At 60.4% G+C, this 14911-nt stretch carries 17 protein-coding genes; 8 read left to right on the forward strand and 9 right to left on the reverse strand.

Annotated elements, in window-relative coordinates; genetic code table 11:
• Positions 1–117 precede the first annotated feature (117 nt).
• Genes NW818_RS06905 through NW818_RS06920 form a run of 4 tightly spaced genes read right to left on the reverse strand, consistent with a single transcriptional unit; the run spans position 118 to position 2316 of the window.
• A complete protein-coding gene (locus tag NW818_RS06905; protein ID WP_011434371.1) occupies positions 118–435 on the reverse strand; it encodes a 2Fe-2S iron-sulfur cluster-binding protein in 318 nt (105 codons plus the stop codon).
• Positions 435–692, reverse strand: coding sequence for a DUF1816 domain-containing protein (locus NW818_RS06910; RefSeq protein ID WP_011434370.1), 258 nt, complete (start codon positions 690–692; stop codon positions 435–437). The genes NW818_RS06905 and NW818_RS06910 overlap by 1 nt, the downstream gene beginning before the upstream one ends.
• Positions 693–714: 22 nt before the next feature.
• A complete protein-coding gene (gene rlmB / locus NW818_RS06915) occupies positions 715–1851 on the reverse strand; it encodes a 23S rRNA (guanosine(2251)-2'-O)-methyltransferase RlmB (protein ID WP_414400106.1) in 1137 nt (378 codons plus the stop codon).
• Between the two features lie 33 nt (positions 1852–1884).
• Positions 1885–2316 carry a ribonuclease III domain-containing protein gene (locus NW818_RS06920; RefSeq protein WP_011434368.1) on the reverse strand — a complete coding sequence of 144 codons (432 nt, stop codon included), beginning with the start codon at positions 2314–2316 and terminating at the stop codon, positions 1885–1887.
• A 208-nt stretch (positions 2317–2524) separates the two neighbouring features.
• Here NW818_RS06920 and NW818_RS06925 point away from each other — a divergent pair, with 208 nt between their 5' ends.
• Complete coding sequence (locus NW818_RS06925) at positions 2525–2725, forward strand: CsbD family protein (protein ID WP_414418741.1); 201 nt, start codon at positions 2525–2527, stop codon at positions 2723–2725.
• A 6-nt stretch (positions 2726–2731) separates the two neighbouring features.
• On the opposite strand, the gene NW818_RS06930 is transcribed toward NW818_RS06925, so the two are convergent.
• The 3 genes from NW818_RS06930 to NW818_RS06940 all read right to left on the reverse strand — a co-directional run bounded on the left by NW818_RS06930 (position 2732) and on the right by NW818_RS06940 (position 4038).
• Entirely contained in the window at positions 2732–3220 is a 489-nt protein-coding gene (locus tag NW818_RS06930; RefSeq protein ID WP_414332284.1) for a photosystem I reaction center protein subunit XI, read from the reverse strand.
• Positions 3221–3320: 100 nt separating this feature from the next.
• A complete protein-coding gene (locus NW818_RS06935) occupies positions 3321–3440 on the reverse strand; it encodes a photosystem I reaction center subunit IX (RefSeq protein WP_011434365.1) in 120 nt (39 codons plus the stop codon).
• Positions 3441–3492: 52 nt separating this feature from the next.
• The gene (locus NW818_RS06940) at positions 3493–4038 is read right to left on the reverse strand and encodes a Photosystem I reaction center subunit III (RefSeq protein ID WP_414342216.1); all 546 of its coding nucleotides are present in this window, start codon (positions 4036–4038) and stop codon (positions 3493–3495) included.
• A gap of 195 nt (positions 4039–4233) precedes the next feature.
• Between NW818_RS06940 and tsaD the strand changes: the two genes are divergently transcribed.
• The gene (gene tsaD, locus NW818_RS06945; RefSeq protein ID WP_414424155.1) at positions 4234–5328 is read left to right on the forward strand and encodes a tRNA (adenosine(37)-N6)-threonylcarbamoyltransferase complex transferase subunit TsaD; all 1095 of its coding nucleotides are present in this window, start codon (positions 4234–4236) and stop codon (positions 5326–5328) included.
• Here tsaD and mnmG read toward each other — a convergent pair.
• Positions 5292–7223 carry a tRNA uridine-5-carboxymethylaminomethyl(34) synthesis enzyme MnmG gene (gene mnmG / locus NW818_RS06950; protein WP_011434362.1) on the reverse strand — a complete coding sequence of 644 codons (1932 nt, stop codon included), beginning with the start codon at positions 7221–7223 and terminating at the stop codon, positions 5292–5294. The two genes, tsaD and mnmG, sit on opposite strands and share 37 nt — an antisense overlap.
• Before the next feature lie 497 nt (positions 7224–7720).
• Here mnmG and thrC point away from each other — a divergent pair, with 497 nt between their 5' ends.
• The 6 genes from thrC to NW818_RS06980 all read left to right on the forward strand — a co-directional run bounded on the left by thrC (position 7721) and on the right by NW818_RS06980 (position 14248).
• Positions 7721–9061, forward strand: coding sequence for a threonine synthase (gene thrC, locus NW818_RS06955; protein WP_414424156.1), 1341 nt, complete (start codon positions 7721–7723; stop codon positions 9059–9061).
• A 104-nt stretch (positions 9062–9165) separates the two neighbouring features.
• On the forward strand, positions 9166–9687 hold the full coding sequence (locus NW818_RS06960; protein ID WP_414424157.1) for a fasciclin domain-containing protein: 522 nt from the start codon (positions 9166–9168) through the stop codon (positions 9685–9687).
• Between the two features lie 36 nt (positions 9688–9723).
• Positions 9724–9999, forward strand: a complete 276-nt coding sequence (locus NW818_RS06965; protein WP_011434358.1) for a ubiquitin-like small modifier protein 1 — start codon at positions 9724–9726, stop codon at positions 9997–9999.
• Positions 10000–10025: 26 nt separating this feature from the next.
• Positions 10026–10604 carry a DNA-3-methyladenine glycosylase gene (locus tag NW818_RS06970; RefSeq protein ID WP_011434357.1) on the forward strand — a complete coding sequence of 193 codons (579 nt, stop codon included), beginning with the start codon at positions 10026–10028 and terminating at the stop codon, positions 10602–10604.
• Between the two features lie 16 nt (positions 10605–10620).
• Positions 10621–11976 carry a C39 family peptidase gene (locus NW818_RS06975; RefSeq protein ID WP_414424158.1) on the forward strand — a complete coding sequence of 452 codons (1356 nt, stop codon included), beginning with the start codon at positions 10621–10623 and terminating at the stop codon, positions 11974–11976.
• Positions 11977–12298: 322 nt separating this feature from the next.
• The gene (locus NW818_RS06980; protein ID WP_414424159.1) at positions 12299–14248 is read left to right on the forward strand and encodes an NHL repeat-containing protein; all 1950 of its coding nucleotides are present in this window, start codon (positions 12299–12301) and stop codon (positions 14246–14248) included.
• Between the two features lie 45 nt (positions 14249–14293).
• Here NW818_RS06980 and NW818_RS06985 read toward each other — a convergent pair whose 3' ends face one another.
• Positions 14294–14731, reverse strand: a complete 438-nt coding sequence (locus tag NW818_RS06985; protein ID WP_011434354.1) for a hypothetical protein — start codon at positions 14729–14731, stop codon at positions 14294–14296.
• Positions 14732–14911 lie beyond the last annotated feature (180 nt).

The raw sequence follows: 14911 nt of genomic DNA on the forward strand, positions 1-14911 counted from the left end.
CGCAACGCTGACGCGAAGACGCGACCAAGGTTTTAGTTGTGGGTACAGTGTCCTAGTTTGAATCGAAATGACTACAACACCTACTAACAAGTAGACCTGAACAGAAATCCGGCACGGTTAGGAGCCAAACTGCAAACGGTAAACCTCTTCCTCTTGATCGGTCTCCACCTCCAAATCGGAGGTAGCATAGGCTACACACAGCAGCACAAAGCCCTGAGCCTGCAGTTCTGGGCCAATCCCCATTGCCTCTGTCTGAGTCACGGATCCCGACTTCAGCCGCCCCGCACAGGTGGTGCAAACCCCCGCCTGACAAGAGGAAGGTAGCTCTATCCCGTGTTCAAGAGCAGCTTGTAAAACCGTCTGATCCGCAGAGGCGGGGAAGCGGTAGGTTTGGCCGCGGTGATGAAGGGTTACTTGATAAGCCGTAGCAGACATCAGGAACGGGCTCCCGACGGAGTACGGGTCACCGTCAGAGACTGTGGCTGGCGCATTTTCTTCACCAGAGCCTGGATCTTTTTGGCTCCTTCCTTTTGCAGGTCGGCGATGTAGTGGCCTTTGAGCCGCTCCGCCTCAGCTTCATCGGAGAAGGGGCCGTAGTAGTAGGTGCAGTCCTCGGTGGTGATCTCGATCCAGACCGACAGGCCGCGCAGCTTATCCAACAGACTGACCAAAGGGTTGCTCACGGGATCCATCCCCCATTATCAAGTCTAGCAATCATTGGATGTCCTTTTGCAATCCCCTAGATTCTACTACTTTTATTGACGATTTGTTGAGGAATGTATCAACCTCAGGGCGTTTGAGGTGGTGGGGAGAGCGCTGCCGGTGGATTTCGTAGAGGGCAATGCCGGCGGCCACAGAAGCATTCAAGCTTTCAGTACGGCCTGCCAAGGGAATGGACAGCAGTTGGTCACAATGGCGCTGTGTGAGCAGGCTAATCCCTTCCCCCTCGGATCCCACCACCAAGGCAATGGGCCGTTGAAAATCGGCTCTATAGATGAGGTCAGTCCCTCGGCTAGTGGTGCCATAAACCCAAAACCCCTGCTCTTTGAGGTATTCCAAAGCCCGATTCAAATTCACCACCCGCGCCACCGGCAAGGTGGAGAGGGCTCCCGCCGCTACCTTCATCACCGTCGAGGTTACCCCTGCTGCCCGCCGTTGTGGGATCACCATCCCCTGCATGCCAAAAGCCTCCACACTACGGGCAATGGCTCCCAAGTTATGGGGATCCTGGATCCCGTCTAGGACTACCAGCACTGGATTGGGGCTGGCCTGCCGGCTTCTTTCCACCAAATCCTCCAGGGCCACGTACTGATAAGGCGTGGCTTGGGCAGCGATACCCTGGTGGTTGGCGCCAGCCGTGAGGGCGTTCAGCCGCTTTGGAGACACTTCGTCGATAACGGTGCCCCGCGCTTTGGCTTCTTCCAACAGAGACAAAAATTGGGGGCTGTAGCGCAACTTCGGCAAGATCCAAACCCGATTGAGGGTGGCTTGACTTTTCAAAGCAGCCAGTACTGTCTGGCGACCGTAGATAATCTCTTGCTCCAGCTCGGTCTCCGGATTCCCGTCGGCCTGAGGCTGAACTTCCCCTGGCAAGATCCCTGTCTCGCCAGTGGAGAGGCCGGGATCCAGCTCGCCTACTGGTTGAGGAGCCATCTTGCCTTGGGGCCACTGCCGTTGCGCGTCGCGACGGATGGGCTTCACTGGAGCCTCTCGGAGGGCAAGCTTGGGATCCCCGTCTCGGCGTTTGGGCCGCTGTACCCGCTTGCTAACGGATTGCCCTGCCCTTCGCGGCTGCAGTTTGCCCGAGCGAGACAGCCGTGAAGCAGGTTTGCGCTGAGAAGTCTTGGGCATGGGCGTGGAAGATGGAAAGACGGAAAGACTATCCTAACCTTCCCACTCGCCTAGGGTCTCAGCCAAAACATCAGTGAGGGCGAGGATATGGCGCAGCCGTTCGGGATTGGCCAGGTAGAGATAGCCCAGAACTGTTTCCAGGCCGCTGGCGTTTTGGTAATCGGCCAGAGGCAGATGCCGGGGTGGGCGACCGCAGCCATTGCGACCCCAGCGGACAATTTCCTGCTCTTCGGGGTTGAGATGGGGCAACAGGGCCAACAGCAGCTTAGCCTGAGCCGAGCCGCGCACCCGCCTCACCACCTGCTGATGATAGCGCTCCAGTCGATCCGGAGGAAATAGCCGTTGCCGCCGCACATGCAGTTCGTAAATGGCGTCTCCCAAGTAGGCCAAGGCTGCGGGCGATAGGCGGCGAATCTCGGCCAAGGAGGGCCTTTCGGAAGTGGGCTCGAACAGCAGATCGTTCACAGCAGCTCACGAAAGATAGGCAGAAAAAATGTCTAGAACCGCTGTCATCGGCTCATTGCAGGATTCAGTCCATGCTAAGACAAGCTTCCTCTGGTCTGCTAGCCTGACTCGCGCTCTTTCCCCCCTTGCAGGTGATTTGGATCACGAGGCCCAGAGAGAAAAGGTGCTATCGAGTAGACAGGGCAAAGCCGGTTAAGGGGCTGATGTTATGAGCCTTGAAAAGCCAGTTGGAGTTACTGCCAAGAATCTGGAGAGCAAAATCCAAGAAATTGTGGGTGAGCTGGCCAGCGATCAGCGTGAAAGGCTGGAAGGTAAGGCCGAGCAAACAAAGGCAGCCACCCACCTTGGAGTCGAGGATGCTCGAGAAGCGATTAAAGACGTTGTGGATGATCCAACGGATGGCCAATAGCTCCAGTTAAGATGCGGGGACAAGGAGATCTGCATTCAGCAAAAGCAGGTAGGCGACGACCGCCCCCCCCATACCCCCTACCAAAAAGCCAGCGGCCAATTCGCTCCAAGATTGGGATCCCCCTACCGGCCCTATGTTGCGCTGCGAAGTGACAGTGCCGTAGAGAGAAAGGGCCGCCGTCAGAATCAAGATCAGGCCACAGGCTCCCAAAAAGCCGCTCAGCAGACCGATGGGCTCGTTGCGCAGCGGCCCCAGCTTGGCAAAGGGGCCTACCAGCCAATAGCCGTGGGCCATACCGATTTCCAAGCCCCGCCAAATGGAACTCAATCCCGGTCGGTTGATGGGCAGCCAGTCGATCAACAGCCGGACAACAGGCGCGTGGTTGATCGGTGTCCAGAGATCCCCAATTTGCGGATCTCCCTCAGGGACGGTGACGTATCCCTTATTCATGTTCAACCTATTCAACGGAGCAGGATCGGCATTGGGTTCGACCATTTCAGCAACTCTGTGTCCAGTTCAAAGGAGGATGGAAAAAAGCCTAAAAAAGCAGGGATCCCACCGGGCGTAGGTTGCGCTGGGGATCCCTGGCCTACACTCAGAACGTCAAAATGTCGGGGAAGAAGCGATTGATCTCGATGAACAGGGCAAAAACAAAGCTGGAAAACAGGATAAATGCCACCGGAGCAGTGGTGAGAAACTTGGTGAAATCAGCCATAGACGCCTCTCAAAAGTTAAATAAATCGAGTTAGAAAGCCGGGCTCAGCTCCTCAGCGGGGGGAGATGGGCACAGCCGCTTCCGGCTCTCGAATTTCGCCGCTGGCAATTTCCTTAAAAGCAGCAGCGGGCCAAGCCAAAGCCGTGAGGAAGCACCGCAGCGCCAGCGGTACATCGATCAGGCTTTCTTTCATTTCGGGGCTATCCTCATCCCGAACCGCGATCAGGTAAGAACGCCCCGCCCAGCCCAGCCAACCGGCAATATACAGGAAGAGCAGACCGGGGATGAGAAACTCGCCCGCATGGTTCAACCGACCATCCGTAACCAGGTGGGGCAGGCCCTCTTCGCCGCAGAGCAGCTTGCTGTAGCGCTCAAAGCGCTTGCTGGTTTGGGCCAGCTTTTGCTGGTAAACAGGGGCCATAGCAGGGCTGGCGTTGAGGATCTTCTCCTCTAGGCTGCTCAGGCGTTCGTTCATCAGAGCCTGAAAAGCGGGAACTTCGCTGCAAGGTTTCAGACCGATCAAGGGCTCTGCCTGCACAGATTGGGCGAGGCCAAGCGCGATGCAAAGGGCCAAAAGAAGGCTTAAAAAGGTTCGCATAGCAGGATGTGTCCTTGAGGTAGGGGTCTAGGATCTGTCCAAATGCTAAGGGATGCTAAGTGCAGCAACAGGCACTAAACGGTTAGTATCATACTCCTGAGCGCCTCGCCCCGACGGATCCTGAGTTTTAGCTCACACAATTCTTAATTTAAGGATCCCAAGGCTTTCCTATTCCTTTCCCCAGCTTGCTCTCCCATGCCCCGCGTCCTTGCCATCGAAACCAGTTGTGACGAAACGGCTGTGGCTGTGGTGGCGGCGGATGTGGCCTGGCCGGGGTTTGCCCCGCGGCAGCTCAGCTCGGTGGTGGCCAGCCAAATCGACCTCCATGCGGCCTACGGGGGCGTGGTGCCGGAGGTGGCCTCACGGCAGCATGTGGAAACTCTGCCCTTTGTGCTAGAGGCTGCTCTGCAGCAGGCCGGATTGGAGGTGGCCGAGGTAGATGCCATTGCCGTAACTTGTGCGCCGGGCCTGGTGGGATCCCTGCTGGTGGGGCTGATGGGGGCCAAGACCTTGGCTTTGCTCCACGACAAGCCCCTGATCGGGGTGCACCATCTGGAGGGCCATCTCTTCAGCGGCTTCTTGGCAGAGCCCGATTTGCGCCCCCCCTGCCTATGCCTTTTGGTATCGGGAGGCCATACCAGCCTGATTTGGATGAAGGACTACGGGGACTACCAGACGGTGGGCCGCACCCGCGACGATGCTGCCGGCGAGGCATTTGATAAGGTGGCGCGGCTGTTGGGGCTGGGCTACCCGGGGGGGCCGCAGATTGACCGCTGGGCTCAGCAGGGGGATCCAGAGCGGTTCCCGCTGCCAGAGGGCAAAGTGGATCATCCCTACGACACAAGCTTCAGCGGCCTGAAAACGGCGGTGTTGCGCCTAGTCCAGCAGTTGCAGCAGCAAGGCCAGGAGTTGCCCATTGCCGACATTGCCGCCAGCTTCCAGGCCTGTCTGACCCATGTGCTCACCGAAAAAGCGGTGGCCTGTGCCGAGGCGCTGGGCCTCTCGACGCTGCTGCTGACGGGAGGGGTAGCTGCCAATCGGGAGCTGAGGGCCCGCCTCACAGAAGCAGCCCGGCAAAGGGGGTTGCGGGTGGTGATCCCGCCTCTAGCCCTCTGCACCGACAATGCCGCCATGATTGGGGCAGCTGGGCTCTGCCACTGGCTGCGGGGGGAGGTCTCGCCGCTGGAGCTGGGGGTAGCCTCGCGCATGCCCCTAGAAGGGATCCCTTCCCTCTACATGGATGGGGGCGGAGCTCACAGAGAAGAACAGACGGGATCCGCCGCCCTCTGACGTTGCCTCACCTCAAGGTAGATGAGCAGCGCGTTGATGTCGGCGGGGTTGACACCGCCAATGCGGGCTGCCTGGCCCACGGTGAGGGGACGCACCGCCGAGAGCTTATCCCGCGACTCTTTGGAGAGGGTGGGGATGGAGTGGTAGTCCAGATCGGGGGGCAGAGGGCGGTGGTACTGCTTGCTCACCTGCTCAATTTGGCTCTGCTGCCGCTGGATGTAGCCGCTGTATTTGACGGCAATCTCTGCCGCCTCCTGCTCAAAGGGATCCAGCTCCGCATCCCCCAGCCCCAGTTCCAGGAGATCGGAGTAGTGGATCTGGTTGCGGCGCAAGATCTCGGCCAGAGTGGCGGATCCCTTGATCCCCTGCCCCGTCAGTTGGCTTAGTTGGATGCCGGCCAGGTCGTGGGCCTTCACCCGCTGCGTTTCCAGGCGCTCGATTTCTGCGGCAATGCGCGCTTGCTTGGCTTGGAACAGGGCCCAGCGCCGGTCATCGATCAAGCCCCATTCTCGCCCCAGGGGGGTGAGCCGTTGGTCGGCATTGTCGGAGCGCAGGATGAGGCGGTATTCGGAGCGGCTGGTGAGCATGCGGTAGGGCTCCCGCAGTTCTTTGGTGCAGAGATCGTCGATGAGGGTGCCGATGTAGCTGGACTCCCGCGGCAGGGTGACCAGGGGCTTGCCTTGAACCAGGCGGGCGGCGTTGATCCCGGCTATGAGCCCCTGAGCTGCCGCCTCTTCGTAGCCGGTGGTGCCGTTGATCTGGCCGGCGCAAAACAACCCCTGCACCTTTTTGGTCATCAGAGTGGGGTAGAGCTGGGTGGCCGGCAGATAGTCGTATTCCACCGCATAGGCAGGCCGCAGCATGACGCACCGCTCCAGGCCAGGCAAGGAGCGCAACATCTGGATCTGGATTTTCTCAGGCATCCCCGTGGAGAACCCCTGGATGTAGAGCTCCGGCAGATCCCGCCCTTCCGGCTCAATAAAAATCTGATGGCTTTCCTTGTCGGCAAAGCGGACAATCTTGTCTTCGATGCTGGGGCAGTAGCGGGGCCCTTTGGCCTCCACCCAGCCGCCATAGACAGGGGTTTCGTGGAGATTTTCCCGGATGATGCGGTGGGTCTCTGGGGTGGTGCGGGTCAAGTAGCAATCCATCTGCTCCCTTGGCACCCACACCTCGGGGTCGAAGCTAAACCAGCGCACATCGGGATCCCCCGGTTGCCGCTCCATGACCGAAAAATCCACGCTGCGCCGATCCACGCGGGCAGGGGTGCCGGTTTTCAGCCGGCCCGTTTCAAAGCCCAGTTGGCGCAGGGTGTCGGTCAGCCCTTCCACGGCAAATTCCCCTGCCCGTCCGGCAGCTTGCCAGTGGCGACCAATCCAGATGCGCCCCCCCAAAAACGTACCGGTGGTCAGGATCACCGCCCGACAGCCGAAGATGGTGCCGAAATGGGTGACCACGCCCACCACCTCGTCGTTGCGCCCCAACACCAAATCGGTGACAGTGCCCTCGCGAATCGTCAGGTTAGGCTGGTTTTCCACCACCGAGCGCATCACCCGCGCATATTCCCTTTTGTCGGTTTGCGCCCGCAGCGCCCACACCGCCGGCCCCCGCGAACGGTTGAGCACCCGCTTTTGCAAATAGGTGCGGTCGGTAACTTTGCCCATCTCGCCGCCGAGAGCATCGATTTCGTGCACCAGCTGCGATTTGGCCGGGCCGCCGACGGCAGGGTTACAGGGTTGCCAGGCGATCTTGTCCAGATTCAATGTCAGCATGAGGGTGTTGCAGCCCAGCCGCGCTGCTGCCAACGCTGCCTCGCAGCCGGAGTGCCCCCCGCCGACCACCACCACATCGTAGTGATCGAGAAAATCAATGCTGTCCCGTCCAACTCTGAGCATAGGGTGGCAATTCCAAAATGAATAGCCGGGATCCCCGGTCTTTTAATTTTCAGGTTATTTCAGCTCGCTTATCCAGCTTAGCGATGGCGGCAACGGATAGGGTTATTTGCGACCGGCCTGAGGCAGGCAGAGCAGTAGGGAAAGTTTTCTGTTGCCCTGGGAAATAAAGTTGGGTAGAGGCTCAGTTCCCAGCCTAAGTCACCTGATTGAAGAGTTGAAGAGACCTCAGGGCGCTGGGATCAGCTCCCCCAAGGCTGCCGATAGCAGGGGATCCCAGAGGAAAGGGCAGAGTCGCCCAAGGGATGTTGCGGCTCATACAAACACCAGACAGCCCGCCTGAGAGAGCCAAGCACCGATTCCATTATCCTCAACCGGATCTAATCCAGACTATTTTAGTCGGGTTTAGTTGACGCGGCAGATTGCGGGTGATAAGATTCCCCCCAACGATAGGTAAGTTCAATCCAGCGCCCACCCTTTCCTTCACCTTGAGGCTGCCCATGTCCCAAACTCTTTCCGAACGCCCGCTCAGCCCTGCCGATTCCCCGTTGGCCTCTGCCTTGCACAGCTCCAAGGTGGGCTTCAGCCGTTTGCGCTGTCGGGAGTGTGGGGCAGAGTACGAGCCAGTCGCCAAGCACGTGTGCGACCTCTGCTTCGGCCCCCTCGAAGTGGCTTATGACTACGACTGGCTGAAGCGCACGGTTAGCCGTCAGAGCATCCAGGCCGGGCCGCATTCCATCTGGCGCTATCGGCCTTTTCTGCCAGTAACTTCTGAAAAGCCCATCGATGTGGGCACCGGCATGACCCCGCTGGTTAAGGCGGAGCGGCTGGGTCGGCGGCTGGGGTTAAAAAATCTTTACATCAAGAACGATGCCGTCAACATGCCCACCCTTAGCTTCAAGGATCGGGTGGTGTCGGTGGCGCTGACCCGCGCCAAGGAGCTGGGTTTTACCACCGTTTCCTGCGCCAGCACGGGCAATCTGGCCAACTCCACCGCTGCTATTGCCGCCCACGCCGGCTTGGACTGCACCATCTTCATCCCGGCGGACTTAGAAGCGGGCAAAGTGCTGGGATCCCTGATTTACAACCCCACCGTCATGGCGGTGGAGGGCAACTACGACCAGGTGAACCGCCTCTGCGCCGAGGTGGCGGATCGCTACGGCTGGGGCTTTGTCAACATCAACCTGCGCCCCTACTACTCGGAAGGCTCCAAAACCCTGGCCTATGAGGTGGCGGAGCAATTGGGTTGGCAACTGCCGGATCAGGTAGTGATCCCGCTGGCCTCGGGATCCCTGTACACCAAGGTTTATAAAGGCTTCCAGGAGTTTGTGAAGGTGGGGCTGGTGGCGGATAAGCCGGTCGCCTTCCACGGCGCCCAGGCGCAGGGATGTTCGCCCATTGCCCAGGCGTTTCGCGAGGGGCGGGATTTTGTCAGCCCTGTTAAGCCCAATACCATCGCCAAATCCATCGCCATCGGCAACCCTGCCGACGGGATCTACGCCCTGGACATTGCCCGCAGAACCGGTGGGCAGATCGCAACGGCCACGGATCCCGAGATCATCGCCGGCATTAAGCTCCTGGCCGAGACCGAAGGCATCTTCACCGAAACCGCCGGCGGCACCACCATTGCCGTGCTCAAACGCCTAGCAGAGTCCGGCCAACTTGATCCCGAGGCGGTTACAGTAGCCTACATTACCGGCAACGGCCTGAAGACCCAGGAGGCGGTTCAACCCCACGTAGGCCATCCTCTGGTGATCTCGCCCAAGCTGGAGAGCTTTGAACAGGCTTTGGAGCGCGCCCGCACCCTAGAGCGGCTGGACTGGCAAGAGGCATCAGTATGAACTCGGTTTGCAGGGAAGACCCTCTCCACTGCCTCTTAACAGGATCTTAATGAAGAACTGTTAAGATCCCTGGCGTAGACCTATTGGCTCAGGAGCTTTGCACGATGCCTATCTTTCCTTCTGTTCAGCGCCTTGTTCGCCGTTGGATCCCGGTGGCGGCTGTAGTGGCCCCGCTTGTCTTTGCTCCTGCGGCCCAGCCTCAAGGGCTAAACACCATTGCCGTTGAGCTGGAAACTTTGCCCAGCAGCTACTCGACGCTGGCGGCAGCTTTGCGGGCGACGGGCCTGAATACGGCGTTGGCAGGGCCGGGGCCGTTCACGGTCTTTGCCCCTTCCGATGTGGCCTTTGGGCAACTGCCGCCGGGTACGGTGGAGACGCTGTTGCAGCCGGCCAGCCGGGCTCAGCTCACCCGCATTCTCACGTATCATGTGGTGCCGGGGCGGATTACCTCGTTTGACCTGCGGCCCGGCCAATCGACCACTCTGACCACCTTGGCAGGGCTGCCGCTGCAGGTGCAGGTGGGATCCGATGGCAGCATCCGGGTCAACGGGGCTAACGTGAACCTGGCGGATATTCCAGTTTCCAACGGCGTGATTCACGGCATCGATGGGGTGCTGCTACCCTAGTTTTTTGATGTTGGTTAATGGACGAGGCATTGGGCTATGGCAGTCAAGGTGCTGATTCCCAACACGCTGCGGGCGCTCACCCAGGATCAGGGGGTGGTGAATTGCGAGGGATCCACCATCCGCGAATTGTTGGATGCTTTGGAACAACGCTGTCCGGGGATTAAGGCGCGGCTGTGCGATGAGAAGGGGGAATTGCGCCGCTTCGTCAACTTTTATGTGAACAGCGAAGACATTCGCTTCCTCAAGGGATGTGACACCCCTCTGCAAGATGGGGATGAGGTGAGCATCGTCCCTGCTGTTGCTGGGGGCTGAGGGCTGCCAAGCCTGCCGTGGACGCTGTGGAGTGGTTGAGCCAGCCGGCCCCGCTGGTGGCACCTGCCTTGCTGGGCATGGTTCTGGTGCGGCAATTTGCCGATGGGCTGCAGGTGCGGGCCCAGATCGTAGAGACGGAGGCCTACACGGCTGGGGATCCGGCCTGCCATGCCTACCGCCGCAAGACCCAACGCAACCAGGTCATGTTTGGCCCGCCAGGGCATCTCTACATCTATCGCATCTACGGCCTCTACCACTGTCTAAATATCGTTACCGAGCCAGAAGGGATCCCGGCGGCGGTTCTGATCCGGGCAGCTCAGTTGGATCGCCTGCCAGACTGGATCCCGGCCAACAAACAGAATCAGCCAGCACGGGCGGCGGCGGGGCCGGGCCTGCTCTGTCAAGCACTGCGCATCGACGGATCCCACAACGGCTGGCGGCTAGAGCGGGCGGAAGCCGGCCAGGAAGGCATTTGGCTGGAGGGATCCCCCTCTTGGCAAACGCAGTTGTCCATCGTCCAAACCACCCGCATCGGCATCACCCAAGGAGCCGAGATCCCCTGGCGCTGGTACATTGGTGGACATCCGGCGGTGTCGCGCTATTAGTGGGGGCAGGCGGACAATGCTCGCAGAAGGCAGTGGCTATCGGCAGGGGCTGCCTGGGCTGGTCAGCGGGGTTGTGCTGCTCTTGCTGGGGTTGCCCGCGTTGGCCCAGCCTGTTCCAACTTTTCCAGGACTCTTGACGATGCAAGCCCAGACCCACTTCACCTATCGCACCGGGTTTCAGCGCTGGCGGGCGGGAGAAGCTCAGGGGTTTCAGGACTGGTCAACCCAAGGGATCCGCCTGAACGCCCGAGGGCAATTGGTCTTGGATCCAGAGGGTTTGCGGCAAGAAGTCAGCCTTGAAGAGCCTGAGGTGGCGCTAAGGACTCCGTCCCGCTTACGCGATAATGCTCCGCACCGCTTACGCGAACGGGGGCGCCCTTTCTATCCCCTTGGCCCCTACTGGGTGGGAGAAGCCACCAGCCCAGCAGTCCCCACCAGCTTCCCTATGGTCGGGGCAATCGCTTCCTGGAATGCCACCACGCCCCCCGGCACCTGGTTGGAACTGTGGATTCGGGCCAAGCTTTCAGACCGCTGGACAAAGTGGTATCACGGCGGGGTATGGGCTGCGGATCCCTTGACTCTGGCCAGCCACTCAGTGCAAGGACAAGGGGATGAGGATGGCAACCTGTACACGGACTTGCTGGTGCTCAAGGATACCCTCAACGGAGCAGAAGCCTTCCAGGTCAGGGTGCGCCTGTTCACGCAAGAGCCAGGCCGTTCTGCCGTTGTGGATCAGGTGGCAGTTGCCATTTCCAACGAGCCGGTCAGGCCCAGCCGCCTATCCCCTGGGGATCCCAGCCGCTGGGGCAAAATCTTGGATCTGCCTTGGTGCTCCCAGATGGTGTACCCCGATGGGGGAGAGGTCTGGTGTAGCCCCACCTCTTTGGCGATGGTGATGGCCTACTGGAAGCGGGATCCCCGTCCCTGTGAGGTGTTGGTGCGCGCAGCAGTGGCCGGTGTGTATGACCGGGTTTACCAGGGCCATGGCAACTGGGCTTTCAACGTCGCCCATGCTGCCGAGCAGGGTTTGTCCGGCGTGGTGGCGCGGCTGGAGAGCTTGGCCCAAGCAGAAGCCTGGATCGCGGCAGGGGTTCCGGTGGTCCTCAGCTATGCCTGGGGCGAGGGAGAACTGGAAGGGGCGCCAATTCCCAGAAGCAACGGCCATCTGGCGGTGCTGGTGGGGTTTGCTCGCGGCAGCGGTGCGGAGCAGTTTAGCCACGGGGATCCCATCCTCCACGATCCGGCGGCCAAAACCAACGAAGAGGTTCGCCGTACCTACCGCCGCGAACAGCTAGAGTCGTTGTGGCTGGAGCACTCCGGGGGTACCGTCTACTTGATTCATCCGCGAGAGTGGCCTGTCCCCACTCTATAGCCGAACCGGGCGAACGCGGGCAGCATCGACTTACAGCGCTACCGCTATGGCCTGGATGATTTCCTGGCCGCTGAAACTGCTATCTGGTCTTTCGGTGGGGATTTGAGTAAGGATAGATGGAGTGAGGAGTGCGACTCACCTGCGGGTGAGGATGGTTGGTCATGAATAGGAATGCGGTTCAGGGGCCAAGGCATTGGTCGAGGTGGCTCCTGCGGCAGAGAGGGTGCTGGGCAATTCTCGCCGGTTTGTACGCTGATGAAGGTAAGCGTGGGGGTTTGGGTTTCCGCCATTTCCCAGTTTGTGGGAGGGGATGAGCTGCATCATGCCACGACGGGCTTCCCTGACACCGCTACCTTGGCCTGCGCTGAGTGCCTTGGTGCTGGCTCTCTCGGGCTGTGGCGAGCTTTCTTCTTCTAGTCTGTCTCCCAGCGTTGTTCCCCCTGCGGCCCTACAGCCGGTTTTAACTCCAACTCCTCTCCCTCCCTCCCCGCTTTCTCTCACTTTTGAGCAAGCCCGCCAGTCCGGCTTGTCGGTGCCCAGCAACCGCATCGTTCTGCTGCTCCAGGAACAGGGATCCGATCTGGTGGCCCAGCTACCGGCCTCAGAGGTGGATCGCTGGCTGGCCCGCACTCCCACCTGGCCGGGGGTGGAAGGGATCGACCTGAGCATTACCCTGGGCACCTATCGCCAAACCGCCACTGCCCCTCTGCGCCCGGGGCAACCGGCCACTTTCACCTTCACCAATCCTCCCGCCGGGGAAGCGGAGCTCAGCGCCATCGCCTATCGGGGATCCACCACTCTGGCGCAGGGGAAGGGATCCCTGACCCTTTCTGCCCGCTCTGGGAGTTCTGGCAGTGTCAATCGTCCTCCCCAAGACACAGAGCGCCAGCGCCGCCTTTCGATGTTGGTGCTCTCTGAGGTGGGGGTACCGCTGCTGCACACCAGCTCGGCAGCGCCCACCCTTGGCCAGCCGTTGCTGCTCTCAGGGGAAAATTTGGAGCGGGTGGAAACAGTTCTCTTTGCTGCAGCAGCCAATCCCGAGCGCATCCTGAGGGGGGAAATTCGCTCCCGCAGCGGTGACCGTTTGGTGGTGATGCCGCCTTCTTCTCTTTCCGGCTCAGTTTGGGTTGCTGTTGCGGATGCTTCCGGGCAAGGGTTGGGCACTCTGGTCTACGATTGGCCTGCCGCTACTCCTTCCCCCAGCCCCTCTCCCACCCCCACTGCTCCGGCAGCATCGGCCTGGGTGGTGGAAACTTTGCTGGATGGCCGCACCTCGCCCGCGGCAGATCCTGTCGGCAACGCCCCTGATAACACCGGCACCGAGTCCAGGATCTACCTGCAGCAAATCAGCGGCATTGCTGTGGATCCTGAAGGAGCCTTCTATTTAGCCGATAGAGCCCAGCACCGCATCTTCCGGCTGTCTCCAGAGGGGGAATTGGAAGTTTGGGCCGGCACAGGCCAAGCAGGCCGCCGCGACGGAGCAGCCAATCAAGCTCAGTTTGACTCCCCACAGGGGCTGCTCTGGGATCCCAAGGGGGGATTGTGGGTGGCCGACAGCGGCAACCATTGCCTGCGCTATATCAACCTGCAACGACAGGTGAGCACCTTTGCCGGCACTTGTATAGCCGGATACCGAGATGGGGGGCTTGACCGAGCTCAGTTCCGGGAGCCATCTGGGCTGGCTTTGGGTTCAGATGGCAGCCTCTACGTTGCCGACCGCGCCAATCGCCGCATCCGCCGCATCACCCCTGCAGGTGAAGTGACCACGGTTGCCGGCACCGGCCAGCCGGGATCCGTCGATGGCCCAGCAGAACAGGCCCAGCTCCTGCAGCCCACGGCTCTGGCGGTGGATAAGGAGGGGAACCTCTGGATTGCCGATGGACATCGCCTGCGCCGGCTCTCTGCTGGCGGACGAGTGACCACCCTCTCCGGGGCAGAGCCAGGCTATCGGGATGGCCCCCTGGCAGAGGCCCGTTTTCAAACCCTGGGGGGGCTGGCCTTCGATGCGGCAGGCAACCTCTGGGTGGCAGACCGAGACAACCATCGCATTCGTCGTCTTCAGCCTGGGGGACAAGTTTCCACCTTGGCCGGACAGAATCAGCCCGGCTGGCAGGATGGCCCCACCTCGGCAGCCCGGTTTGAGCAGCCTGCCGGCTTGGTAGTCTTAGCGGATGGCAGTGTGGTGGTGGTGGATGCCGGCTTGCCGGGCTTGCGTCGCATAAGCCGCGTTGCTTCTGGGCCTGTCACCCCAACCCCTGGGGGATCTCTGTAGGCTCTTGACAGGCCGCCGTCTCTCAGGTTTCACAGGGATCCCCATCTACTCAATCACCACACTCTTCGGGCCGGCGTTCACCTCTGGGCGACCCTGATTGAAGTTGGCCAGGAAGGTGTCTGGATCTTTGAGGCTGAAGACCAGCTTTTTGCAGGGCACTTGCAGCCCCACCGGCCCCAGCAACGGAATAAAAAGAGGCTTTTCCTGCACCAGTGGAATGGCAATTACCCCTTGGGTGCTGGTGACCGGGCCAACGATCCCCTGAAAATCGGTGCGCACGCCCACCCCGTAGTACCAGGGCCAGGGAAAGCGCTCCCCTCGCCCCAACTCGCTCAAGGAGAACGTCTCGTTGAACAGGCTGCCCGCCCGCACAATGAGCTTGTCTTGCAGCAGATCGACATAGGCCGCCTCGCTGCTCACCCCAAACAGAGCCAGCGGCAAACTGGCTAGGGGATTGGAGTCGATGGCCATGTAATAACGCATGAGAAGTCTCCGAGTTCACAGATGGGTGACCAGGTGAGCCGCGGCCCCTAGCCTTGCCAATTATAAAAAATCTTCCCCGTTGCTCGACTGACCAAAAGGGATCCCATCTGCCCATTAGCTAACCGAGTATGATGGGTTGCTTGGAGCGTCCTTTGAGGACTCCGTCCCGCTAACGCGAAC

The organism is Synechococcus sp. R6-5 (assembly GCF_047461775.1).
Classification (GTDB): Bacteria; Cyanobacteriota; Cyanobacteriia; order Thermostichales; family Thermostichaceae; genus Thermostichus.

Excerpts from the sequence above, each read along its gene's own strand:
- NW818_RS06905 (WP_011434371.1), bottom strand. The coding sequence starts at position 435 with ATGTCTGCTACGGCTTATCAAGTAACCCTTCATCACCGCGGCCAAACC.
- NW818_RS06910 (WP_011434370.1), bottom strand. The coding sequence starts at position 692 with ATGGATCCCGTGAGCAACCCTTTGGTCAGTCTGTTGGATAAGCTGCGC.
- rlmB (WP_414400106.1), bottom strand. The coding sequence starts at position 1,851 with ATGCCCAAGACTTCTCAGCGCAAACCTGCTTCACGGCTGTCTCGCTCG.
- NW818_RS06925 (WP_414418741.1), top strand. The coding sequence starts at position 2,525 with ATGAGCCTTGAAAAGCCAGTTGGAGTTACTGCCAAGAATCTGGAGAGC.
- NW818_RS06930 (WP_414332284.1), bottom strand. The coding sequence starts at position 3,220 with ATGGTCGAACCCAATGCCGATCCTGCTCCGTTGAATAGGTTGAACATG.
- NW818_RS06935 (WP_011434365.1), bottom strand. The coding sequence starts at position 3,440 with ATGGCTGATTTCACCAAGTTTCTCACCACTGCTCCGGTGGCATTTATC.
- NW818_RS06940 (WP_414342216.1), bottom strand. The coding sequence starts at position 4,038 with ATGCGAACCTTTTTAAGCCTTCTTTTGGCCCTTTGCATCGCGCTTGGC.
- tsaD (WP_414424155.1), top strand. The coding sequence starts at position 4,234 with ATGCCCCGCGTCCTTGCCATCGAAACCAGTTGTGACGAAACGGCTGTG.
- mnmG (WP_011434362.1), bottom strand. The coding sequence starts at position 7,223 with ATGCTCAGAGTTGGACGGGACAGCATTGATTTTCTCGATCACTACGAT.
- thrC (WP_414424156.1), top strand. The coding sequence starts at position 7,721 with ATGTCCCAAACTCTTTCCGAACGCCCGCTCAGCCCTGCCGATTCCCCG.
- NW818_RS06960 (WP_414424157.1), top strand. The coding sequence starts at position 9,166 with ATGCCTATCTTTCCTTCTGTTCAGCGCCTTGTTCGCCGTTGGATCCCG.
- NW818_RS06965 (WP_011434358.1), top strand. The coding sequence starts at position 9,724 with ATGGCAGTCAAGGTGCTGATTCCCAACACGCTGCGGGCGCTCACCCAG.
- NW818_RS06975 (WP_414424158.1), top strand. The coding sequence starts at position 10,621 with ATGCTCGCAGAAGGCAGTGGCTATCGGCAGGGGCTGCCTGGGCTGGTC.
- NW818_RS06980 (WP_414424159.1), top strand. The coding sequence starts at position 12,299 with ATGCCACGACGGGCTTCCCTGACACCGCTACCTTGGCCTGCGCTGAGT.
- NW818_RS06985 (WP_011434354.1), bottom strand. The coding sequence starts at position 14,731 with ATGCGTTATTACATGGCCATCGACTCCAATCCCCTAGCCAGTTTGCCG.